General features: G+C 66.1%; 19 protein-coding genes and 1 tRNA gene. 12 read left to right on the plus strand and 8 right to left on the minus strand.

The features are described from left to right. The first annotated feature begins 217 nt into the window (after positions 1-217). The 9 genes from U5O44_RS14895 to U5O44_RS14935 all read left to right on the plus strand — a co-directional run bounded on the left by U5O44_RS14895 (position 218) and on the right by U5O44_RS14935 (position 14,659). Positions 218-4,156, plus strand: a complete 3,939-nt coding sequence (locus tag U5O44_RS14895; RefSeq protein ID WP_416222184.1) for a DUF3683 domain-containing protein — start codon at positions 218-220, stop codon at positions 4,154-4,156. Positions 4,157-4,341: 185 nt separating this feature from the next. Then, positions 4,342-4,749, plus strand: coding sequence for a gamma-butyrobetaine hydroxylase family protein (locus tag U5O44_RS14900; protein ID WP_322589233.1), 408 nt, complete (start codon positions 4,342-4,344; stop codon positions 4,747-4,749). Positions 4,750-4,762: 13 nt separating this feature from the next. Further along, positions 4,763-5,494, plus strand: a complete 732-nt coding sequence (gene ubiE / locus U5O44_RS14905; protein WP_322589234.1) for a bifunctional demethylmenaquinone methyltransferase/2-methoxy-6-polyprenyl-1,4-benzoquinol methylase UbiE — start codon at positions 4,763-4,765, stop codon at positions 5,492-5,494. Between the two features lie 366 nt (positions 5,495-5,860). Next, entirely contained in the window at positions 5,861-7,228 is a 1,368-nt protein-coding gene (locus U5O44_RS14910; protein ID WP_322589235.1) for a TIGR03013 family XrtA/PEP-CTERM system glycosyltransferase, read from the plus strand. A gap of 170 nt (positions 7,229-7,398) precedes the next feature. After that, entirely contained in the window at positions 7,399-8,040 is a 642-nt protein-coding gene (locus U5O44_RS14915; protein WP_416222185.1) for an XrtA/PEP-CTERM system exopolysaccharide export protein, read from the plus strand. 82 nt (positions 8,041-8,122) lie between these two features. After that, positions 8,123-9,670, plus strand: coding sequence for an XrtA system polysaccharide chain length determinant (locus tag U5O44_RS14920; RefSeq protein WP_322589237.1), 1,548 nt, complete (start codon positions 8,123-8,125; stop codon positions 9,668-9,670). A 16-nt stretch (positions 9,671-9,686) separates the two neighbouring features. Then, positions 9,687-10,670: an XrtA-associated tyrosine autokinase gene (locus U5O44_RS14925; RefSeq protein WP_322589238.1), complete on the plus strand. Its 984-nt coding sequence runs from the start codon at positions 9,687-9,689 to the stop codon at positions 10,668-10,670. Further along, a complete protein-coding gene (locus U5O44_RS14930) occupies positions 10,648-12,192 on the plus strand; it encodes a TIGR03016 family PEP-CTERM system-associated outer membrane protein (protein WP_322589239.1) in 1,545 nt (514 codons plus the stop codon). The genes U5O44_RS14925 and U5O44_RS14930 overlap by 23 nt, the downstream gene beginning before the upstream one ends. Before the next feature lie 10 nt (positions 12,193-12,202). Further along, the gene (locus U5O44_RS14935; RefSeq protein ID WP_322589240.1) at positions 12,203-14,659 is read left to right on the plus strand and encodes an XrtA/PEP-CTERM system-associated ATPase; all 2,457 of its coding nucleotides are present in this window, start codon (positions 12,203-12,205) and stop codon (positions 14,657-14,659) included. Positions 14,660-14,682: 23 nt separating this feature from the next. Here U5O44_RS14935 and ftsY read toward each other — a convergent pair whose 3' ends face one another. Further along, the gene (ftsY, locus tag U5O44_RS14940; protein ID WP_322589241.1) at positions 14,683-15,762 is read right to left on the minus strand and encodes a signal recognition particle-docking protein FtsY; all 1,080 of its coding nucleotides are present in this window, start codon (positions 15,760-15,762) and stop codon (positions 14,683-14,685) included. 129 nt (positions 15,763-15,891) lie between these two features. Between ftsY and rsmD the strand changes: the two genes are divergently transcribed. The 3 genes from rsmD to U5O44_RS14955 are packed head-to-tail and all read left to right on the plus strand — an operon-like array spanning position 15,892 to position 17,345. Further along, positions 15,892-16,539, plus strand: coding sequence for a 16S rRNA (guanine(966)-N(2))-methyltransferase RsmD (gene rsmD / locus U5O44_RS14945; protein WP_322589242.1), 648 nt, complete (start codon positions 15,892-15,894; stop codon positions 16,537-16,539). Between the two features lie 19 nt (positions 16,540-16,558). Beyond that, positions 16,559-17,059, plus strand: a complete 501-nt coding sequence (coaD, locus tag U5O44_RS14950; protein WP_218897698.1) for a pantetheine-phosphate adenylyltransferase — start codon at positions 16,559-16,561, stop codon at positions 17,057-17,059. 13 nt (positions 17,060-17,072) lie between these two features. Continuing rightward, positions 17,073-17,345: a YfhL family 4Fe-4S dicluster ferredoxin gene (locus U5O44_RS14955; RefSeq protein WP_322589243.1), complete on the plus strand. Its 273-nt coding sequence runs from the start codon at positions 17,073-17,075 to the stop codon at positions 17,343-17,345. A gap of 6 nt (positions 17,346-17,351) precedes the next feature. On the opposite strand, the gene pth is transcribed toward U5O44_RS14955, so the two are convergent. The 7 genes from pth to U5O44_RS14990 form a co-directional block, all read right to left on the minus strand. Continuing rightward, the gene (pth, locus tag U5O44_RS14960; RefSeq protein WP_322589244.1) at positions 17,352-17,981 is read right to left on the minus strand and encodes an aminoacyl-tRNA hydrolase; all 630 of its coding nucleotides are present in this window, start codon (positions 17,979-17,981) and stop codon (positions 17,352-17,354) included. A 57-nt stretch (positions 17,982-18,038) separates the two neighbouring features. After that, positions 18,039-18,659, minus strand: a complete 621-nt coding sequence (locus tag U5O44_RS14965; protein WP_322589245.1) for a 50S ribosomal protein L25/general stress protein Ctc — start codon at positions 18,657-18,659, stop codon at positions 18,039-18,041. A 55-nt stretch (positions 18,660-18,714) separates the two neighbouring features. After that, positions 18,715-19,677, minus strand: coding sequence for a ribose-phosphate pyrophosphokinase (locus U5O44_RS14970; RefSeq protein WP_322589246.1), 963 nt, complete (start codon positions 19,675-19,677; stop codon positions 18,715-18,717). A gap of 83 nt (positions 19,678-19,760) precedes the next feature. Then, positions 19,761-19,837, minus strand: a tRNA-Gln gene (locus U5O44_RS14975). A gap of 39 nt (positions 19,838-19,876) precedes the next feature. Next, positions 19,877-20,755 carry a 4-(cytidine 5'-diphospho)-2-C-methyl-D-erythritol kinase gene (gene ispE / locus U5O44_RS14980; RefSeq protein WP_322590503.1) on the minus strand — a complete coding sequence of 293 codons (879 nt, stop codon included), beginning with the start codon at positions 20,753-20,755 and terminating at the stop codon, positions 19,877-19,879. A gap of 31 nt (positions 20,756-20,786) precedes the next feature. Beyond that, positions 20,787-21,350 (minus strand): lipoprotein insertase outer membrane protein LolB, encoded by a 564-nt coding sequence (locus U5O44_RS14985; protein ID WP_322589247.1) that lies wholly within the window; start codon positions 21,348-21,350, stop codon positions 20,787-20,789. Continuing rightward, complete coding sequence (locus U5O44_RS14990; RefSeq protein ID WP_322589248.1) at positions 21,347-23,236, minus strand: tetratricopeptide repeat protein; 1,890 nt, start codon at positions 23,234-23,236, stop codon at positions 21,347-21,349. The genes U5O44_RS14985 and U5O44_RS14990 overlap by 4 nt, the downstream gene beginning before the upstream one ends. Between the last annotated feature and the right edge of the window lie 63 nt (positions 23,237-23,299).

The raw sequence follows: 23,299 nt of genomic DNA on the forward strand, positions 1-23,299 counted from the left end.
GGGTACGGTTCGGACTCATGGGGGGCACTCCAGCACGGGCGAAGTCTGCAGTCTGCCGCATCCGGATGGCCGCAGCGTTGCGCCGTGTCAGCGGATGCGGTTTGGTACAAACAACACTTGTCAACGGGCCAAAGCACTTGTACGTCGGCTGAAATGGCCGCTGCGGTAGCATTGCGGGCTCTGCGCGCGCCCCGCGTGCTGCTGCTTTTGCGGCCACATGAACGCACCGCTTCCCCTGAATCCGCTCACCCAGATGCCTGTTGCCCTGATGGACACGGCGCACGCCGAACCTCGTCTGCGCGAGATTCCGTACAACTACACCTCGTTCTCCGACCGCGAGATCATCATCCGGCTGCTCGGTTCCCGGGCCTGGGAACTCGCCAGCCTGCTGCGCGACGAGCGCCGCACCGGCCGCTCGGCGCGCATGCTCTACGAAGTGCTGGGCGACATCTGGGTCGTGCAGCGCAACCCCTACCTCGAAGACGACCTGATCGACAACCCGAAGCGGCGTCAGATGCTGATCGACGCGCTGCACCACCGGCTGGCCGAGGTCGACAAGCGCCGCACGCCGGGCGCCGACGCCGGGCGTGACGCGCTGGTGGGCGAGCTGATGGTGATGGCGCGCGCGGCGGTCGAGCGTTTTGGCGAGCGCTTCCGGCTGGTCCACGACCTGCGCCAGCGCACGAAGAAGGTGCTGGGCCGCCACACGCGCTCGGACAACCTGAAGTTCGACGGCCTGAGCCGTGTCTCGCATGTGACCGACGCGACCGACTGGCGCGTCGAGTACCCGTTTGTCGTGCTGACACCGGACACCGAGGCGGAGATGGCCGCGCTGGTGGCCGGCTGCGTCGAGCTGGGCCTGACGATCATCCCGCGTGGTGGCGGCACCGGCTACACCGGCGGCGCCGTGCCGCTGACGTGGAAGAGCGCGGTCATCAACACCGAGAAGCTGGAGCAGATGACCGAGGTCGAGATGGTCGACCTGCCGGGCGTGGCGCACAAGGTCGCCACCGTCTGGACTGGCGCGGGCGTCGTGACGCAGCGCGTGTCGGATGCGGCCGAGCGCGCTGGCTTCGTCTTCGCGGTCGATCCCACGTCGGCGGAAGCCTCGTGCATCGGCGGCAACATTGCGATGAACGCGGGCGGCAAGAAGGCCGTGCTGTGGGGCACGGCGCTCGACAACCTCGCCTCGTGGAAGATGGTGACGCCCGAGGCCAAGTGGCTCGAAGTCATCCGCCTGAACCACAACCTGGGCAAGATCCACGACGTCGAGGTCGCCAGCTTCGAGCTGAACTACTACGACGCGACCGGCAAGACGCTGGAGCGCACCGAACGCCTCGACATTCCCGGCCGCACGTTCCGCAAGGAAGGCCTCGGCAAGGACGTCACCGACAAGTTCCTCGCCGGCCTGCCTGGGATCCAGAAGGAGGGCTGTGACGGCCTGATCACCTCGGCGCGCTGGGTGGTCCACCGCATGCCGTCGCAGGTGCGCACCGTCTGCCTGGAGTTCTTCGGCAACCCGATCCAGTGCGTGCCCTCGATCGTCGAGATCAAGGACTTCATGTTCGCCGAGATGAAGAAGCCGGGCGGGGCGATCCTGGCCGGGCTGGAGCATCTGGACGACCGCTACCTCAAGGCGGTCGGCTACGCGACCAAGAGCAAGCGCGGCGGGTTCCCGAAGATGGTGCTGATCGGTGACATCGTCGGCGACGATGCGGACGCCGTGGCGCGTGCCACCAGCGAGGTGATCCGGCTGGCCAATGGCCGCTCGGGCGAAGGCTTCGTGGCCATCAGCGCCGATGCGCGCAAGAAGTTCTGGCTCGACCGCAAGCGCACGGCCGCCATCAGCAAGCACACCAACGCCTTCAAGGTGAACGAGGACGTGGTGATCCCGCTGGAGCGCATGGGCGAGTACACGCTGGGCATCGAGCGCATCAACGTCGAGCTGTCGCTGCGCAACAAGCTCGCGCTGGTCGATCGGCTGGAGGCGTTCTTCTCGGCCGGCAGCCTGCCGCTGGGCAAGACCGACGACGCCAGCGAGATCCCGAGCGCCGAGCTGCTCGGCGACCGCGTGCAGCAGGCGCTGATGCGCATCCGCGAGGTGCGTGCGCAGTGGCAGGAGTGGAAGGACGGCCTCGACACCGTCCAGCCGCCGGGCCTGGACGGTGCCGCCGGCCGCAGCTTCTTCGACCAGATCCAGGACGGCAGCCTGCGGGCGTCGTGGAAGACGCAGCTCTTGAAGCCGTTCCAGCAGCAGATCTTCGCCGGCAGCGCCTTCGCCCCGGTGATCGACGAGTGCAAGCGCCTCCACAAGGAGGTGCTGCGCGGGCGGGTCTGGGTGGCGCTGCACATGCACGCCGGTGACGGCAACGTCCACACCAACATCCCCGTCAACAGCGACAACTACGAGATGCTGCAGACGGCGCACGAGGCCGTGGCGCGGATCATGGTGCTGGCGCGCAGTCTCGACGGCGTGATCTCGGGCGAACACGGCATCGGCATCACCAAGCTCGAATTCCTCACCGACGACGAGCTGAAGAACTTCGCCACCTACAAGGCCAAGGTCGATCCGGAAGGCCGCTTCAACAAGGGCAAGCTGCTGCGCCAGAAGGACCGCCAGACCGACCTCGGCGCCGACACCCGCTCGGCCGACTTGAGCGAGGCCTACACGCCGAGCTTCGGGCTGATGACGCACGAGTCGCTGATCATGCAGCAGAGCGACATCGGCGACATCGCGGCGTCGATCAAGGACTGCCTGCGCTGCGGCAAGTGCAAGCCCGTGTGCGCGACGCATGTGCCGCGTGCGAACCTGCTGTACTCACCGCGCAACAAGATCCTGGCGACCTCGTTGCTGATCGAGGCCTTCCTCTATGAAGAGCAGACGCGCCGCGGCATCAGCCTGAAGCACTGGGAAGAGTTCGAGGACGTGGCTGACCACTGCACGGTCTGCCACAAGTGCCTGTCGCCGTGCCCGGTGAAGATCGACTTCGGCGACGTGTCGATGAACATGCGCAACCTGCTGCGCAAGATGGGCCAGAAGAGCTTCCGGCCGGGCAACGCGGCCGCCATGTTCATGCTCAACGCGACCAACCCGGAGACGATCAAGTTCGCTCGGTCGGCGATGGTTGGTGTCGGCATGAAGGCGCAGCGCTTTGCCCACGACGTGCTGAAACTCGCCGCGAAGAAGCAGACGAGTGCTCCGCCGTCGTCGGTCGGCCCGGCGCCGATCAAGGAGCAGGTGATCCACTTCATCAACAAGAAGATGCCGGGTGGCCTGCCCAAGAAGACGGCGCGGGCGCTGCTGGACATCGAGGACAAGGACTACGTCCCGATCATCCGCGACCCGAAGAAGACGACGGCCGAAACCGAGGCGGTGTTCTATTTCCCGGGCTGCGGCTCGGAGCGGCTGTTCTCGCAGGTCGGGCTGGCCACGCAGGCGATGCTCTGGCATGCGGGGGTGCAGACGGTGCTGCCGCCGGGCTACCTGTGCTGCGGTTACCCGCAGCGCGGCTCAGGCCAGTTCGACAAGGCCGAGAAGATCATCACCGACAACCGGGTGCTGTTCCACCGGGTCGCCAACACGCTGAACTACCTGGACATCAAGACCGTGGTGGTGAGCTGCGGCACCTGCTACGACCAGCTCCAGGGCTACGAGTTCGACAAGATCTTCCCCGGCTGCCGGATCATCGACATCCACGAGTACCTGCTGGAGAAGGGCATCACGCTGCAAGGGCAGGGCGGTTTCCTCTACCACGACCCCTGCCACACGCCGATGAAGCTGCAGGAGCCGATGAAGACGGTCAAGGCGTTGCTCGGGGACAACGTCATCGAGAGCAAGCGCTGCTGCGGCGAGTCGGGGACGCTGGGTGTCAGCCGGCCGGACATCTCGACCCAGATCCGCTTCCGCAAGGAAGAGGAGATCCTGAAGGGTGAGGCGCAGTTGCGGGCAGCGGGGCAGCAGGGTGACCTGAAGATCCTGACGTCATGCCCGAGCTGTCTGCAGGGCTTGAGCCGCTATGGCGACGACCTGAAGAGCGGTCTGCTGGAAGCCGACTACATCGTGGTCGAGATGGCCCGGCAGATCCTCGGCGAGGGCTGGATGCCCGACTATGTGCAGCGCGCCAATGCAGGTGGCATCGAGCGGGTGCTGGTGTGAGGATTCGTCCGTGTCGCAAGTGTCGCCAAGTGTCGTCTGTCGTATCTGTTCATCAAAATGAACGATATCAATCGGTTGATAACGCCATAATTTCACACAAGTTAACGGACAATTCACGATGCTGCAGTGCCGCAACGCACTGCAGTCGGCGATGAAGAGACTCCGTTGCAGTCAAGGATTTCACCATGTCGCGCCTTTCCCCCCCTCAGCCGACCGCGCTGACCCTGCACCAGCAGTCTCGTGTGCTGGAGATCGGCTTCAGTGACGGCGCCGTGTTTCGCTTGCCCTACGAGCTGCTGCGGGTGTACTCGCCATCGGCGGAGGTGCGCGGACATGGTCCTGGGCAGGAGGTGCTGCAGACCGGCAAGCGGCAGGTGGAGATCGTCGACATCGAGCCGGTGGGGCACTATGCGGTCCAGCCTTCGTTCAACGACGGACACAACACCGGGCTGTACACGTGGGAGATGCTCTATGACCTGGGGGTCAACCAGGACGCTTGCTGGCAGGACTACCTGGACCGCGTGAAGGCGGCAGGGGTCGACCGCGACGCGCCGATGCCACAAGCGGCCGGCAGTGCCTGCGCCAGCCACTGACCGCGGGGTGACCATGAGCCAGACCCATTTCGGTTTCAAGACCGTCGAGGAGAGCCAGAAGGCCCGAATGGTGCGGGGAGTGTTCGATTCGGTGGCCTCGCGGTACGACGTGATGAACGACCTCATGTCCATGGGGTTGCACCGTGTCTGGAAGGCGTACACGCTGGCGGTGTCCGGTGTTCGCGAAGGGCATCAAGTGCTCGACATCGCCGGTGGTACGGGTGACCTCAGCCGCGCCTTCGCGCGCAAGGTGGGCCCGACTGGCGAGGTGGTGCACACCGACATCAACGAGGCGATGCTGCACACCGGCCGTGACCGACTGGTGGACGAAGGATTGGTGCTGCCGACGGTGATCTGCGACGCCGAGAAGCTGCCGTTTGCTGCCGAGCGATTCGATGTCGTCAGCGTCGCATTCGGGCTGCGCAACATGACCCACAAGGACCAGGCGCTTGCCGAGATGTGCCGTGTGCTCAAGCCGGGTGGCAAGCTGCTGGTGCTGGAGTTCTCGAAGGTGGCGGCCCCCTTGGGCAAGGCCTACGACTGGTATTCGTTCAATGTGTTGCCGCGCCTGGGTCAACTCGTCACGGGTGATGCCGATAGCTACCGCTATCTGGCCGAATCGATTCGGATGCACCCGCCGCAGGCTGAACTGAAGGCGATGATGAAATCTGCCGGTTTCGGCCATGTGGATGTGCACAACCTGTCAGCCGGTGTCGTGGCGCTGCATGTGGGATTGAAATGCTAGATGTGATAGTGGCACGAATTGTCACGTGTCATTTGTCGCATATCGCATTTTCGTTATTCGTACATTTTTCAGATTCGGTGAGCGCTGCCAGAATAGGCGGGTGTGCTCGGGAAGTGTTTGATTAAAGAGTTGGTATCTGCCTTCACTTGTCCGTTATTACGTCACACAATCATGGTGAGATGGCCCGCGATCGGGGGATCGACGTCTGCGCAGGTCTCGTCGAGGCCTGTCTTGGGGTGAGAATTCAGGGAATCGACCCAAATGGTTCGTGATGTGGGACGCATGTAGCGCGGTGTCTTGCCTGTTTGCCTAGGGGGCCAGAGGATGTTCAGAGTTTTTCAGCACCGTACGTCGGGAACGCACTTCGTGGAGCTGTTCGCAGACGGGGTGCTTTGTTTCATTGCAGCACTGCTGTCCGCGGTCACCTTGGCGCATCCAGTGCCAGGGGTCAGCCCTTTGGCGCAGATCACCAGCCCCGCCATCCTGTTCTCGGCCTTCTCCTTCGCTTTGGTGATGGCCTTGCTGTACTCGTTTGTCGGGCTCTATCGCCACCGCAACCTCGGCCTGGTTCCGATGTTCCTGCGCATCGGTTTTGCATTCGTGGTGGGTGGGTATATTACTTATCTGACGATCAAATATATTCTTTACGATGGGTATGCCAGTAGTTTGGTGGGTTATTCGTTGGTTTACCTGATGGGTGGTCTGGCGATTTATCGCGGGTCCGCCTGGGGCATTCGCCAGATGGTCGGCACCCGTCGGGTCCTGATTGTTGGCACCGGTCCTGATGCCCACCAGGTCTGTACCGACCTGCGTGCCGGCGGACATTGGGCAGGTTACGACGTCGTGGGATTCTTCCCGACCGCCGAGCAAACCGACCGTGTGGCGCTGCGCGGTGCGGCCCACATATTCGACACGCGGTTGCGCATGGTCGATCTGGTGCGCGAGCACAAGATCAGTGAAATCATCGTTGCGGTACGCGAGCAGCGCGGTGGCGGTGTGCCGATGGACCAGTTGCTCGAATGTCGCATCGGTGGCGTGCCGATCATGGACCTGGCCTTTTTTTACGAGCGCACCAAGGCCGAGGTGCCTGTCGACAGTCTGAAGGCGAGTTGGCTCGTGTACGGAGACGGCTTCGTGCAGGGCCGGGCGCGCGAGTTCACCAAGCGTGTCTTTGATGTCGTGAGTTCTTCGTTGCTGCTGTTGCTGGGGGCGCCCATCATGGTGCTGACGGCGCTGGCCATCCGTCTGGACAGCGTCGGGCCCATCCTCTACCGTCAGGAGCGGGTCGGTCTGGGGGGCAACGGGTTCATGTGCATCAAGTTCCGCAGCATGCGCACGGATGCCGAGAAAGACGGCGTGGCCCGCTGGGCATCGAAAAACGATTCGCGCATCACCCGAGTCGGTGCGTTCATCCGCAAGACCCGCATCGACGAGCTGCCGCAGCTGTTCAGCGTGCTGAAGGGCGAGATGAGCATGGTCGGCCCACGGCCGGAACGCCCCTCGTTCGTGGCCCAGCTGCGTGAGCAGATTCCGTTCTATGACCTTCGACACACTGTCAAGCCTGGGCTGACCGGGTGGGCGCAGGTTCGATATGCCTATGGTGCATCCTTGGAGGATGCGCGCAAAAAACACCAGTTCGATCTTTACTACGTCAAGAACAACTCCTTGTTGCTGGATCTGCAGGTACTGATCGAAACCGTCAGCGTGGTGCTGTTCCGGGAAGGCGCCCACTGAAAGACCTGTGGCGTCAGGAATCCCACTGGGGTTGTGCGGTGCCGCACCGTGCCGCGCTCCCCTGAACGGGTAGCGCACGAAATTAACGCTGTAAAAAATGGCGTTGTCCCGCGGTACCATCCGGGACTTCTGCCTTGCAGTGCATTTGCAGATGAATGAGAGGACTTCGCATGAGGATCGAAATGAGCCGTTTCTCGCGGCCAGCTGCCTTGGCCCTGGCGTGTGTCATCGGTGCTGGCGCGCTGTCGGGTTGTGGCTTGCTGCGCAGCAGCACGTATCCACCGGCCCCCCGGTCAGCCCAGACGCTTGACCACCGCTACAAGATCGGTCCGCTCGATACCCTGAATGTCGTGGTCTGGCGCAACCCGGAGCTGTCGTCGACCGTGACCGTGCGACCGGACGGCCGTATTTCCACGCCGCTGGTGGAGGACGTGCTGGCTGCAGGCAAGAATCCGGCGGACCTGTCGCGCGAGATCGAGACGCTGCTGGCCCGTGTGATCCGCGATCCTGTCGTCACGGTGGTCGTCGGCAGCTTCCAGGGCGTCTTCAACGACCAGATCCGCATCGTCGGCGAGGCTGCCAAGCCGCAGAGCGTGGCGTTCCGCCAGAACATGACGATACTGGACGTGATGATCCAGGCCGGCGGTCTGACCGACTTCGCGGATGGCAACGGCGCCGTGCTGGTGCGGGGCGCCGAGGCTGGAAAGCAGTACAGCGTCCGCCTGAAGGATCTGCTCAAGCGCGGTGACATCTCGGCCAATGTGGACGTCAAGCCCGGCGACATCATCATCGTGCCGCAAAGCTGGTTCTGATCGCCCTCCCTCTGCAACGCCACTGACCGGCCGCTCAGCGTCGGTCAGCTCTGAACCCATGAATGACAGGTAGACGGCCGGTATGAACGAATTCACCCGACAGGCTGCGATTTTGGCTGGCAGTGTCTGGCAGCACCGCTGGATGGCCGTGGCCGTGGCCTGGGTTGTCGCCCTTGCCGGTGCACTGGTCGTGTGGGTTGTTCCCGAGCGCCACGAGGCCCGTGCCCGGGTCTATGTCGATACGCAGACCGTGCTGCGTCCGATGATGGTCGGGCTGGCATTCCAGCCGGACATCGACCAGCAGGTCCGCATGCTGGGCCGCACGCTCATCTCCCGTCCCAATGTCGAGCGCCTGGTCAACAACCCGGCGATCGGACTGGAGAAGATGGCGCCCGGTCAGCTGGATGCCCAGATCGAATCCCTGATGAAGTCCATCAAGGTCGAGCTGACGGGCGGCAACAACCTCTACGCCATCAGCTACCGCGACAAGGATCCCGTGCGCGCCCGCAAGCTGGTGGAGGTTCTGGTCGGCATGTTCATGGAGTCCGGCCTGGATTCCAAGCGCAAGGATTCGGCGGAAGCCAGCCGCTTCATCGACGAGCAGATCCAGCTCTATGAAGGCAAGCTGACCGAGGCGGAGAACCGCCTCAAGGATTTCAAGCTCAAGAACATGAGCGTGGCGGCCACCACCAACCAGGACTTCTTCGGCCGCATCCAGACATTGACCGACGACGTGAACCGTCTGCGTGTGGCGCTGGGCGCCGCCGAGCAGTCCCGCGACGCCACGCGCCGCGAGCTGGCCAATGAAGAGCCGAATCTGCCGGTGGCCGCCGCCTCGGCCGTGTCGCTCACGCCGGATCTGGACAGCCGCATCGAGGCCCAGAAGCGTCAGCTGGACGAGATGCTGCGCCGCTACACGGAAGAGCATCCCGATGTCCTCACGACCCGCCGCATCATTTCCCAGCTGGAGGACCAGCGTCGGCGCGAGCTGGATGCGCTCAAGAGCAGCAACAGCGCCGTGCGCCGCGCCGCAGCGGCCACCAACCCGGTGTTCCAGCGCCTGCGCCTGAACCTGGCGGATGCGGAAGCCAATGTGGCGTCGCTGCGCTCGCAGCTCGGCATGCAGCAGGCGCGTCTGGAGGAAATCCGCGCCCAGTCGAACAAGGTGCCGCAGGCCGAGGCTGAACTGGTCCAGCTCAACCGCGACTACGAGATCATGCGCCGCAACTATGACCAGCTGGTGCAGCGTCGCGAGGCGGCCTCGCTGGGCGTGAAGATCGACCAGACCTCGTCGATGGCCGATTTCCGCCTGATCGAGCCGCCGCGTGTGCTGCCCACGCCGGTCTTCCCGAGCCGCATCCAGCTGGCCCTGGGCGTGATGCTGCTGGCGGTGGCCTCCGGAATCGCCGTGGCCTACGCGCAGACGTTGCTGAACCCGGTGTTTTCGAGCGAGCGCGAACTGCGCGAATTCACCAAGCGCCCCGTGCTGGGTAGCCTGCTGAAGGTCGAGGATCCGCGGGACCGCGATCTGGAGCGGCAGGACCGGCTCAAGCTTGCGGGCGTGATGGGGCTGTTTGTCCTTGCGAATGTGGGATGGGTGGCCTGGATCACCATGCGTTCGGCCAGTTAAGTCATAGGTGACCCAGATGAACACCATCGAACAAGCGGCCAAGCGGCTGGCAGAACTCAAACGTGCCGGATTCGAAGTTCCGGCTCCTGATGTCCCGGGCGCCGCCGCAGTCCCTGCGCCGGAGGCTCCCCCGTCGGGAGACAAGGTCGCTGGTCCTGCGGCACCTGTTGAAAGCGCTGTGGTGTCGACGTCGGCGACGGTCACTCGGTCGGCGTCGTCCGTGGTGCCGGCTGCGCGCAGTGCGGTGGTCGAGACACTGAACTCGGCTGGACGCCGCTCCCGCGAGGTGACGCTGGATCTGGCGCGTCTGGAGCGCGAAGGCTATCTGGTGCCCGCCCAGGCCCGCTCGCAACTGGCCGAGCAGATGCGCATCATCAAGCGCCCCTTGCTCGCGAACGCACGCGGCGAGTCGGCCCAGGCGCTCAGCAGGCCCAACCTGATCCAGGTGGTCAGCGCGATGCCCGGGGAAGGCAAGACCTTCTTCGCGATCAATCTGGCCATGAGCATCGCGATGGAGGTGGATCTGTCGGTCCTGCTGGTGGACGCCGATGTGCTGCGCCCTTCCGTATTGGCGCGCTGCGGGATCGAGCCGGCGCGTGGCCTGATGGATGTGCTGCAGTCCCCGAGCATCGAGCTGCACGACGTCATGCTGCGCACCAATGTGTCCAAGCTGAGCATCCTGCCGGCGGGCACTGCCAACTCCCAGTCCACCGAACTGCTCGCCAGCGGTGCGATGGAGGCCTTGCTGGACGAACTCGCGGCCAAGTTCTCGGACCGCATCGTCGTCTTCGACGCGCCGCCGCTGATCCCCACCACCGAGTCGCGTGTGCTGGCCTCCCGGGTCGGGCAGGTGGTCATGGTGGTCGAAGCCGGCAAGACGACCCACGCCCAGGTGTCGCAGGCCTACGCGGCGGTGGAGCAGTGTCCGGTCGTGCTGTCCGTGCTCAACCGGGCGCGTGGCAAATCAGGCGAGGCCTATGGCTATTACTACGCCACGTGATCAGACGTACCTCGGGGCATTGACCGCGCTGGCGCCAGCGCTGCTGGCCGGTCTGGTGCTGCAGGGAACCGCACAGGCGCAGTCCTGGCGGATCGCTCCGGCGCTCAAGGCGACCGCCACCACCACCAGCAACGTCGGCTTGCAGGCCTCCGGCACGATGGACACGGTCGTGACGGTCACGCCCCAGGTGCAGCTGCTTGGCACCGGCCCGGACTACCGCCTGACCGGCACGCTGGCCGCGGATGCCGTGGTGTACCTCGGTCGCTCGCGGACCGACCGCGTCTTCCCGCGCGGATCACTGGCGCTCAATGGTCGGGTCGTCGACCGGCTGCTGTTCGTCGATGCCGAACTCGGCGCTGACACCACCTCGTCCCTGCCGTTCGACCTGCTGACGGATGGCGCCACGACCTACAACGTCGGCACCACCACCCGCCAGCGCTTCAGTCCCTACATCGACCGGGAACTGTCGCCATCGTCGCGCATCACCGCGCGCACGGACCATGTCCTGACCCAAGGCCGCGGCACCTCCACCATTGCCAACAATGCCGATGCCTATGTGCAGACGCACACGGCGCGCTACGACCTGCGGCCTGAGCCGACAGGTCTGCGCGGTGAGTGGAACTACCAGAACACCAGCTACAACGACAGCACGGCGGGTGGTCTGACGCTGCAGACGGCCCGGATCTCTGCGCTGTACGCACCCGATCCGACGCTGATACTGGGCCTGACCGGCGGCCGCGACGCCGCCAGCTACACCACCAACAACGTCAGCGAGACTCTGCGCGGCGTGGCGCTGCGCTGGGCGCCGTCCGAGCGCACGGTGCTGGATGCGCTGCTGGAAAAGCGCTTCTTCGGCAATGGCTGGACGGTGAACTTCTCGCACCGCTCGCCGTTCATGGCCATCTCGGCCGGCACGGTCCGGCAGGCGACCACCTACGCGGCCCGTCTGGGGGTGCTGCAGGCGGGTGGCGATGTCGCGACCCTGGTCGACGCGATCCTGCAGACCCGCATCCAGGATCCTGGCTTGCGTCAGATCGCCGTGCAGGATCTGATCGCCAAACGCGGCCTGCCCAACACGCTGACCGGCCCGGTGGACCTGTTCTCCCGCACCGTGCAACTCCAGCAAGGTGCCAACGTCACGCTCGCCCTGCTCGGCGTGCGCCACACGGTCACGCTGCGCATCTTCCGGACCCGCACCGAGGATTTGCGCGGGCCGACCGAAGACAGCGTCATCGGCCTGGCGAGCGACGCCACGCAGCGTGGAGCGACACTCGGCCTGACCCGGCGCCTGACCCCGGAAATGTCGGCCGACCTGACCTTCACCCACACCAAGACGGACGGACTGGGCCCCAACCTGGCGCTGCGTTCGAGCAACTCGATTGTTCGTCTCGGGGTCACGCACAGCCTGTCACCCCGAACCACCCTGAGTGGCGCCGTGCGGCACCAGACGGGCTCGTCCACGCTCATCGGTGTCGATGCGACGGAATCTGCTGTCTCCGTTGGCATGTTGCACCGCTTCTGACGGTCACACGATGTACGAATCTGCCTTCGGTTTCAGCGGCCCACCGTTCCAGCTCAACCCCGATCCGGCCTTCTACTTCAACAGCCGCGGCCATGGCCGGGCGCTGGCCTACCTGCAGTACGGCGTGGCCCAGGGCGAAGGGTTCATCGTCATCACGGGCGAGATCGGGGCAGGCAAGACCACGCTGGTGCGCATGCTGCTCGACGGGCTGGACCGGCAGAAGGTCTTGCCGGCGCAGATCGTCAGCACGCAGCTGGAGTCGGGTGAACTGCTGCAGTCGATCATCACGGCGTTTGGCATTCCTTCGCAGAACAACACCTCGAAGGCCCACCTGATTGCCACGCTCGAAGCCTTTCTGACGGCGCTCGCCGCACAGGGGCGGCACGCGTTGCTGGTAGTGGACGAAGCCCAGAACCTGGAGCCGCGCGCAGTCGAGGAACTGCGCATGCTGTCGAATTTCCAGCTGGGCAACCATTCGCTGCTGCAGAGCTTCCTGGTCGGGCAGCCGGAATTGCGGCGCCTGCTCGAATCGCCGTCGATGGAGCAGTTGCGCCAGCGTGTGACGGCCTCTTGTCACCTCGGGCCGCTGGGCCTGGAGGAAACGCAGGCCTATGTCGAGCACCGCCTTCGCCGCGTCGGCTGGAGCCAGAACCCGGCCTTCGGCGCCGGTGCCTTCGAGAGCTTGTACCGCTGCTCCGGTGGGGTGCCGCGGCGCTTGAACCGTCTGGCGAACCGGGTGCTGCTGGCGGCGTTTCTCGATGGCGCCGAAGCCGTGTCTGCCGACCTGATCGAGCGCACGGCGGCGGAGTTGCGGGCAGAAATCGGGGAAGGCGGGCTGGACGTGCCCGCCCCGGCCGTGGTCGCCGAAGCCGTTGTCCAGGCACCGGTACCGGTACCAGTGCCGATGCCGATGCCGATGCCAGTGTCGGCCCCGACCCCGACCCCGGCGCCCGTGCCCGTGCCCGTGCCCGTGCCCGTGCCAGTTGTCGAGCCTGTCCTGACTTTCATCGAATCACCCGGTGCTGCGCCATCCGAGGCGCAGACGCCGGACGCCGCCGAGGTGGCCGACCTTGTCGACCCGGAGCCGCCCATCGAGGTGGCGCTCGACCTGGAGCTTGACGCCCAGTCCCAGGCCGCCCTCATGGCGCCTCGGTTGCGTTCGGTGTCGGATGCGGCAGTGAAAGCGGCGCGCGTCCATGCTGCCGGTCGCCTGGCCCGACGCGACAGCCGCGACAAGATCTTCTGCCTGGCCGACAGCACCGGCAGCGCGCTCAAGCTTGCCGCCGTGGCCCAGGTGATGGCCGGACAGGGCCGTTCGCCGCGGATGATGCTCATCAGTGTCGGGCCCTTGCCCCGTGTCTGGCCATGGTCCGGCATGGGGCGCGTGCTACCTGCCATGGAGGTCGGCCTCGATCTGGAGTGGTCGGATGCCGATCCCGATGCCTCCGCAGACCGCATCGCCGAAGGCCTGGCCCATTTCGCCGAGGACCACAAACCGCTGGCGGTCGTCAGCCTGGGGTCGAGTGACGCGATGGTGGCATGCTGCCTGGCGGCCCAGCGGCGCGGCTTGCCGCTCATCCGCCTGGAAGCGGGTGAACGTCCGGCGTCGATGCAGAGCGGGTTGAACGCGACGCTGATCGAGCAGATGTCCGACCTGCTGTGCGTGGCGAGTGCGCCATCGCCGCTGCGCAGGCTCGCCCGGCACGGGATGCTGCCGGAGCGCATCGCCTGCGTGCCCGATCAGTTGAAGACCGACGCGGTGGCCGTGGTGTGGCCCGAGGTGATGACGCCTGACCGTGCCTTTCTGCGCAACGGCTTGCCGATGTACCTGGGCCCGACCTGGTCTGTCAACGGCGTCAACGGGACGCCGTATGCGTTTGCGGCCTGCTCGCTCATCGGACTGGCGGCCGAGCAGGCGCTGGCCGTCGTGCACGCGCTGGCGCAGCTGCGCGGCGAGGGCAAGGTGGTCTGGGTGGTGGACACGCCGACGCAGGCCATGCTGGTCGAGATGCTCGCGGCCGATGCCGAACTGGCCGAGCGTGTGTGCGTGGTGCAGGGCGATGGCCTGCGCCGTGCCGAGGTGCGGGCGCGCATGGACGCTGCGGCGGTGCTCTGCCGGGAAGTGGCGTCGCTGCCGGAGCAGCTCAGTCTGCTGCACGGCGCCCATGGGGCCGTGCTGGATGCCGGTCATGCGCTGGTCGATGCGGCTGCGCTGCTGGGGGTGCCCTTCGTGGTCCTGGAGAGTGCGTCGGGCCTGGTGGTGCGCAGCAATGCCCACGGCGCCGTGCTGGACACGCGGACGCTGGATGGCGAGCACCTGAATGTGGCGCTGGCCGAGGCACGTGCCGCGGCGGCCGGGTCTTCCGTGAAGCCAGAGCCGCCGACGGCCAGCGGCGCTGCCGCCGGCATTGCCGAGCATGTGCTGGCCTGGGTCGATGCCCGTCAGCAGGCGGCGATGCTTGGCTGAGCCACCAGAACCTGCCGGGGTCCTCAGCTCAGCAGCGCCTGGGCGAATTCTCGGGCGTTGAAGGTCTGCAGGTCTTCCAGCTTCTCGCCCACGCCGATGAAGTAGACCGGCACGACCGGCTTGCCCTTGGCCGCACGCTCGCGGCCCCAGAGCGCGATCGCGGCCAGCACGCCGCCCTTGGCCGTGCCGTCGAGCTTGGTGACCACGAGACCCGTCAGCTGGATCGCCTCGTCGAAGGCCTTCACCTGTGTCAGCGCGTTCTGTCCGGTGTTGCCATCGACCACGAGGATGACCTCGTGCGGTGCGCCTTCCATCGACCGGCCGAGCGAGCGACGGATCTTGCGCAGTTCTTCCATCAGGTGCAGCTGTGTGGCCAGTCGTCCGGCGGTGTCGGCAATCACGACATCACAGCCGCGCGCCTTGCCGGCCGTGACGGCATCGAAGCACACCGCGGCCGGGTCGCCCCCTTCCTGGCTGACGATTTCCACCCGGTTGCGGTCGGCCCAGACCGAGAGCTGCTCCCGTGCGGCAGCCCGGAACGTGTCGGCGGCTGCCAGCAGCACCTTGCAATCCATCTGCGCGAGGTGGCGGGTCAGCTTGCCGATGCTGGTGGTCTTGCCGGCACCGTTGACCCCCGCGACCATCATGACGGTCGGTTGTGTGGCCCCGATCTGCAGCGAGGCTTCCAGTGGCTGCAGCAATTCGGTCAGCACCTCCATCAGCAGCGCCTTGACGCCGACGGGATCCGTGCACCGGGTGTCCTTGACCCGCTGCTTGAGGGTGTCGAGCAGGTGCTGGGTGGCGCCGACACCGGCATCGGCCATGAGCAGCGCGGTTTCCAGTTCCTCGTAGAGCGTGTCGTCGATGCGGGTGCCGGTGAACACCTGGGCGATGCTGGAGCCGGTCCGCGCCAGGCCGGACTTGAGCTTGTTCAGCCAGGAGGTGCGGGCTGGTGCGGGCTCTGCCGCGGCGGCAACGGGCTGCACCTGCATGGGGGCTGGTGGCAGCAGGCCCGCCACCACCGGGGCTTCGGCGGCTGGCGCAGCCGGCGCCTCGGGCGGCGGAGGCGCGGAAAATAGCTTGCGACGAAGGAAACTGAACATGCGTATCGGTGTTGACAAAAGCGACCGGTTGGTCGGCTGTGGATTGTAGGCAGCGTGTCTGACACCACCCGCCTGCCTGCGGCGGGATGTCTGCACCGCACCACGACGACAGGATGGCAGAATCCCCGCGTGCCTACCGACCCTACCCGCCGCGCGACGCCGCGCAAGCCCTCCGCCCAGCCACTGGCTGCCCCCACGAACGGAGAAATCCGCCTCATTGGCGGCCGCTGGAAACGCAGCAAGCTGGCGGTGGCCGACCACCCCGGCCTGCGCCCGACCCCGGACCGTGTGCGCGAGACGCTGTTCAACTGGCTGGGACAGGATCTGGCGGGCTGGCGTGTGCTGGATGCCTTTGCCGGCAGCGGCGCCCTGGGTTTCGAGGCCGCCTCGCGCGGTGCCACCGAGGTGTTGCTGCTGGAACATGACCAGACGCTCGCGCTCCATCTGCAGACCGCCGCACGTCGCCTGGAGGCCACGATGGTGCGTGTCGTGCGTGCCGACGCCCTGGGCTGGATGGCCCGCCGGGAGGTGAGCGGTCTGGACCTGGTGCTGCTGGATCCGCCTTTTGGCGCGAATCTGTTCGATGCTGCCGTGCGTGCGGCGTTGCCCTTGCTCACGCCCGATGGCTGGCTCTACCTGGAAGCTGATCGTGCGTTCGACGAGGCGGCATGTGCTGCGTGGGGCTGCCGTCTGCACCGCCAGGGTCGCGCCGGTCTGGTGCATTTCCATTTGCTGCAGCGTGGAGACGCGCGCGCGGCCGACTACACTGGTGCATGACGTCGATCAGGAGCTTGTCTTGAACCCCGTGACCCAGGATCTCACCGCGATCTACCCCGGCACTTTCGACCCGATGACTCTCGGTCACCAGGACCTGATGCGCCGTGGCAGTCGCCTCTTCAGCCGCCTGATCCTGGCGGTTGCGGCCGGTCACCACAAGCGCACGATGTTCAGCGTCGAGGAGCGCCTGGAAATCGCCCAGGAGCTGGCGGCACCGTACCCGAATGTCGAAGTGATCGCCTTCCGGGGCCTGCTGCGCAACTTCGTCATCGAACACGACGGCAAGGTGGTGGTGCGTGGACTGCGGGCGGTCAGCGACTTCGAATACGAGTTCCAGATGGCGGGCATGAACCGCCAGCTCATGCCTGAGGTCGAGACGTTGTTCCTGACCCCGAGCGACCAGTACCAGTTCATCAGCGGCACCTTCGTGCGCGAGATCGCGGTGCTGGGTGGCGATGTCTCGAAGTTTGTCGCGCCGATGGTGCTGCAGCGCCTGCAACAGCGCGTCGCCCAAAGCTGAGGGCCACGACAACATGGCCCTGCTCATCACCAGCGAATGCATCAACTGCGATGTCTGCGAGCCCGAGTGCCCGAACCAGGCGATCTCGATGGGCGAGGAGTTCTACGTCATCGATCCGGCCCGCTGCACCGAATGTGTCGGCCACTTCGGCGAGCCGCAGTGTGTGCAGGTCTGTCCTGTCGAGTGCATCCCGGTGAATCCGGACCACGTCGAGACCCCCGAGCAACTGCAGGCCAAGTACGAGCACCTGCAGCGCACCGCATTGCCGCGGCTGGTGGTCGGCTGAGCGGATTCAGTCCGCTGCCGGTTCGGCTGCGGGTGGCTTGGGTGGGCGAGGGGGCTTCGGGCGCTGCGGCCCGGCATGCAGCGCCATCGTCGCCTTCGCCATGTCGCCCGCCAGCAAGGTGTCCAGCGCCGCCATCGAGCGGTCGATGCAGCCCTCGATGGCTTCGCGCTCAGTGGCCGGCGGCTTGCGCAGCACGAAGTCCGCCACTTCTGCCCGCACCCCCGGGTGCCCGATGCCCAGCCGCAGCCGCCAGAACGCGGGTGAGCCGAGCTGGGCCTGGAGGTCCTTGAGGCCGTTGTGGCCGGCGGCGCTGCCGCCTTGCTTGAGCTTCATCTGGCCGGGCAGCAGGTCGAGTTCGTCGTGCACGACCAGTATCTCTTCCGGCGCGATCTTGAAGAAGCGCGCCAGCGGGGCCACCGACTTGCCCGACAGGTTCATGTAGGTCATCGGCGTGATGAGCCAGACCGGCCCGTCCGGGCGGTTCACGCGCGCCACCAGCCCGTGGTAGGCCCGGTCGGCCTGGAGATGGGCGCCCAGCTTGCGGGCCACGGCGTCGATCCACCAGAAGCCGGCGTTGTGCCGGGTGGACTCGTATTCGAGGCCCGGATTGCCCAGGCCGACCAGCAGACGGATCATGTTCGACTCCTGAAACAAAAAAACCCCGCCGGGGCGGGGTTTGCCGGGCAGGGCAGATTACTTCTTGCCCTTCTTGCCCTTGACCGGTGCCGGAGCGGCGGCGGCCACGATGACTTCCTCGACGATCGGCACCGCGGTGGCGATGACCGGGTTCTTGAAGCCGTGGGTCAGCACCTTCACGCCATTCGGCAGCGTCAGGTCATTGACGTGCAGCGACTTGCCGATGGTCATGCCGCCCAGGTCGACGGTCAGGAACTCCGGCAGTTGCTCGGCCAGGCACTCGATGTGCAGTTCGGCGACCACATGGGTGATCGTGCACTTTTCGAGCTTGACGGCCGGCGATTCGGCTTCATTGACGAAATGCAGCGGCACCTTCTTGCGCAGGCGGGTGGTGGCGTCCACGCGCTGGAAGTCAGCGTGCAGCACCAGCGGCTTGAACGGGTGCATCTGCAGCGCGCGCAGCACGACCTTGGTCGTCTCGCCGCCGAGTTCCATTTCCAGCACGGACGAATGGAACACTTCCTTCTTCAGGGCGTGGAACAGGGCGTTGTGATCGAGTTCGATCTGGGCCGGGGTGGCGGTGCCACCGTAGACGATGGCGGGCACCTTGCCGGCGATGCGCAGGCGGCGGCTCGCTCCGGTCCCCTGCAGCTCGCGCGTGAATGCGACGAATTTCATGTGGTTTCTCCAAAAGAGGAAGGTGCCCGCGACCAGGCACCCGGGGTAGTGCAGATCAGAAGTTGTTGTTCTGCTCTGCGAAAAGAGAGGTCACCGACTCGCCGTCGGAAATGCGACGGATGGTTTCGGCGAACAGGAAGGCCACCGACAGCTGGCGGATCTTCTTGCAGTCCTTGGCCGGACCGCGCAGCGGGATCGTGTTGGTGATCACCACTTCGTCCAGCTTGGAATTGGCGATGCGCTCGACCGCCGGACCGGACAGGATCGGGTGCGTGCAGTACGCGAACACGCTCTTGGCGCCGCGTTCCTTGAGCACGTCAGCAGCCTTCACCAGGGTGCCGGCGGTGTCGATCATGTCGTCCATGATCACGCAGTTGCGCTTGTCGATCTCGCCGATGACATGCATCACTTCCGACACGTTGGCCTTCGGGCGGCGCTTGTCGATGATGGCCAGATCGCAGCCGAGCTGCTTGGCCAGTGCGCGTGCACGCACCACGCCGCCCACGTCCGGCGACACCACGACCAAGTCGTCGTAGCGCTTGCCTTTCAGATCGGTCAGCAGCACCGGCGAGGCGTAGATGTTGTCCACCGGGATGTCGAAGAAACCCTGGATCTGGTCAGCGTGCAGGTCCATGGTCAGCACGCGGTTGACACCGGCGGCTTCGAGCATGTTGGCCACGACCTTGGCGCTGATCGGCACGCGGGTCGAGCGCGGACGGCGGTCCTGGCGGGCGTAACCGTAGTAGGGGATGACGGCCGTGATGCGCCGCGCCGAAGCGCGCTTGAGTGCATCGACCATCAGCAGCAGTTCCATCAGGTGCTCGTTGGTCGGAGCGCAGGTTGGTTGCACCACGAACACATCGCGTGCACGCACGTTCTGCTGGATTTCGACCGTCACTTCGCCGTCGGAGAAGTGGCCTACGGCCGCCTGGCCCAGTTCAATGCCCAGATCGGTGGCGATCTCGCGGGCGAGGACAGGGTTGGCGTTGCCGGTGAAGATGACTGTGTTGGAGAGCATGCTCGGCGCCCGCAGGGGGACTTTGACGTTCCATCAAGAAACAAGCGCCTCACCGGAGACCGGCGGGCGCTTGATGGATGGTTTGGCAGGGGAGGAAGGACTCGAACCCTCGCATGTCGGAATCAAAATCCGATGCCTTGACCAACTTGGCGACTCCCCTACACAGGACACTTCTTGCGAAGCACCCGAAATCTTGGCTTCAGTCTGAGCACCAATCCAGCAGTGGATGGCAGTCCAGACCATTGCAGTGCCTTGCTATCCAACCCGAACCCGGTGTCGCCAAACGCTGGACTCGTTCGATTGGTGGCCTTGCACTGCTTTCTTGCGGAAGATCTTCACAGTGCGCAAATACTGCGCTTCCTGATCCGCTCATTCTGCTGAGCCCGAAATTCTGCTTGAGAATTTCAAGTCCGTCAACTATTTGTGGGCTGTACGCTTCGGCGCTGGCCTGCAAATCATTTTTTCCGAAGGACTTGGGGTCTGCAAGAAAGACCGCCATTGTGGTGCGCGGCGTGTCCCGTGTCAACAGAGGACTCGAAAATATCGCCGCCGTCGGCACGGCCACGGGCGGTTTGAGCACTGCGTAGGTGGTGGGTGGCAGCGTGATGGGGGTGATCTGTTCGCCGATGCCTTCGACCCAGGCGTTGCGGCCGCCGATGAAAAACGGCACATCCGCCCCCAGCGCCAGGCCGAGTTCAAGCAGCCGCGAACGGGGCCAGTTCAGCCCCCACAGGCGGTTCAGCGCGATCAGCGTCGTGGCGGCGTCGGAACTGCCGCCGCCTAGACCGGCCCCCCAGGGCACCTGCTTGTCGATGGCGATGTGCGCGCCCAGCGTGGTGCCGCTGGCGGCCTGCAGTGCGCGTGCAGCCCGTGTGCACAGGTCGTCGTCGGGCAGTGTCGGCCCGAGGTCTTCGCGGCTGATGCGCCCGTCGGCCCGACGCTCCACATGCAGCGTGTCGCACCAGTCGATCAGCGTGAAGACCGACTGCAGCAGGTGGTAACCGTCCGGCCTGCGGCCGACGACATGCAGGAACAGGTTGAGCTTGGCCGGAGCGGGCAGGTCGTAGAGAGCGGACAGGGACATGCGGCGGCGATGCAGAAAGGCAGAGTCAGGGGGAATCGAGCTTGATGCGCACGGTCAGCGTGGGGGCGGGCAGGCGCCGCTGGGCGATGATCAGCCCGTCGCTGGCTCGGCTGGTCTGCACGGTCCAGCCGAGCTGACGGAAGCCGGGTTCCGCGCTGACACCTTCCGCCGTGGTCAGCGGCCGGCTCGGCAGTGCGCTCCAGGGGCGGCCTGCCATCCAGTCGAACAGCGCCGCCAAGGGCACCGCCTCCCCCAGCATCTCCTCGGCGAGTGCATCCAGGGTGTCGAAACGGCGCTCGCCATCGGCGCTCTGCCACAGCACGGCGCCGGGTTGCCAGACGGCGCGTCCCACCTGGGTGCCGATCGGGCTGGTCAGCGCCAGCTGTCCGCGGGCATCGCTGCCCTGCAGGTCGAATCCGGCGCTGAAGGACCGTGCCTCGTCACCGTCGACGTGCACGGCCAGACGGCCAGCGTAGCTGCGGGCCAGCGGGTCCGGCGCCACGGGCGCTGGCGGCGCGACGCTGGCACAGCCGACCAGGGTGACCAGGGCGAAGCTGGTGAACAGCCGATGCAGAGGCCGCCGCTTCACAGCGCCACCTGCAGACGCCGGAGCGTTTCCACCAGCACGTCATTGCCGGCATCCCGGCCCTGCGCTTCGCGCCAGACCTGGCGGGCCTCGTCCTGCCGGCCTATCGACCAGAGGACTTCGCCCAGGTGTGCCGCGATCTCCACATCCGGCCGCTGCCGGTAGGCCTCGCCCAGCAGCCGTGCGGCGTCCGGCAGGCGACCAAGCCGGAATTCGACCCAGCCCAGGCTGTCGGTGATGAAGGGGTCACCCGGTGTCAGGGACAGGGCTTTCTCGATCAGCGTGCGGGCCTCCTGCAGGCGCACATTGCGGTCCGCCAGGCTGTAGCCCAGAGCGTTGTAGGCGTGCTGCTGGTCGGGCTTGATCTGGATGACGCGGCGCAGCAGGGTCTCCATCTCGTCGAAGCGCAGCAGCTTTTCCGCGAGCAGCGCCTGTTCGTAGAGCAGGTCGGTGTCGTCCGGGATCTGGGCATTGGCCTGCGCGAGCAGCGTGTAGGCGGCCGTCCACTCCTTCGCGTCGCGCAGCAGCTGTGCTTCTGTCATGAAGCGCATGCGGTGTTCTTCCGGGGTGCTGGCCGGCATCTGCTGGAGGAGCGCGCGGGCCTGTGCGAGCTGTCCCTGCCGCATCAGCAGCGAGGCCCGCCGCTGCAGCACGCTGGCACTGTCCTGCTGTCCGGACACGGCGGCCAGCTTTTCCAGCCAGCCCAGCGCGTCGGGGTACTCCTTGAGCTGCTCGGCCACCTGCGACAGCATCAGGTAGGCCTGCGCAAGCTCCTGGTGTTCGTTGCGCTGCTGCAGGGCTGCGCGTGCATCGTCGTCGGAGCGGTCCGGTGCCTCGTCATCTGCCTCCGGGCTGGTCACCGGGGATGCCGGCACCGGGGCGGCGGCCTTGCGGTCGAGAAAGCGCAGCAGCGAGACTTTCGCGGCTGCGGGCTGACCGAGTTCGATCTGCAGGGCGCCCTGCATCAGCCAGCCGGTGGCCAGCTCCGGGTCGGTCGCCGTGAGCTGTCGCACCTCGGCCAGCGCCTCGCTGTAGCGCTGCGACGTCGTGAGTCGGCGGACATAGGCGGCGCGCACGCTGCCGGCGGACTTGGGTGTGGCGAGGTAGTCCTTGACCAGCGCTTCGGCCTGCGGCGTGTCCTTCATCAGCTCCAGCGCGATCAGCGCGGTGGGCTGGTGGCTGCGGTCGGCCGCGTGGGCCTCGCGCAGCAGGGCCAGCGTGCGTTCGCGGTTGCCGGCGGTGAGCCAGGCGCCGGCCGAGGCGCTCAGGGCGGCCAGCCGTGTCGCTGGCTTGCTGCGCCACGGCTTGAGCGTCTCGTCGATGGCCTGTGCAGCCTCTTGCGGCTTCTGGCCACTGAGCACCAGCCGCGGCAGGCTGGTGATGGCGCTGGAACGCGCTTCGGCCGGTGTCAGGTCGATGAAGGTGCCGAGTGGCTCGCGGGCTTCCTGGTGGCGGCCGAGCGCCATCAGCATCTGGGTCTCGATCTCGGCGGCGTCGCGCGATGTCGGCACGGCCTGGCGCCATGCCTTGAGCGCGACCACGGCTTGCTCGCCCGCCCGGGCGCCGATAGCGATGTCCACGGCCCGCCGGAACAAGGCTTCTTCCCGGCTGCGCTTGGCGGCTTCCAGCATCACCTGGAAGGCCAGGCCAGCGTCGCCCTGGCGCAATTCCAGCTCGCTGATGAGCAGCTGGTAAAACATCACGCCGTCCATGGCCGAGCGGCTGATGGCGGGGGGCTTCGTTGCGGTGGGCGGGGTGGGGGTCTGGGCTGCGCCGAGCGCAGGGAGCAGCCCGAATGCCATCAGCCCGGCCAGCCAGCGCCGGGCAGGGCGGGCAGGAGACCGGCTTCGGACCGCGCTGAAGGGGCGTGCGACAGGTGACAGTGGCATCAAGGTGGGCTCCGTGGTGCAGGCCATTCTAGGCGCGCCGCGGGCGCTGGATCGGCCGCTCCG

Source organism: Sphaerotilus sp. (genome assembly GCF_034519685.1).
Lineage (GTDB): Bacteria > Pseudomonadota > Gammaproteobacteria > Burkholderiales > Burkholderiaceae_C > Sphaerotilus.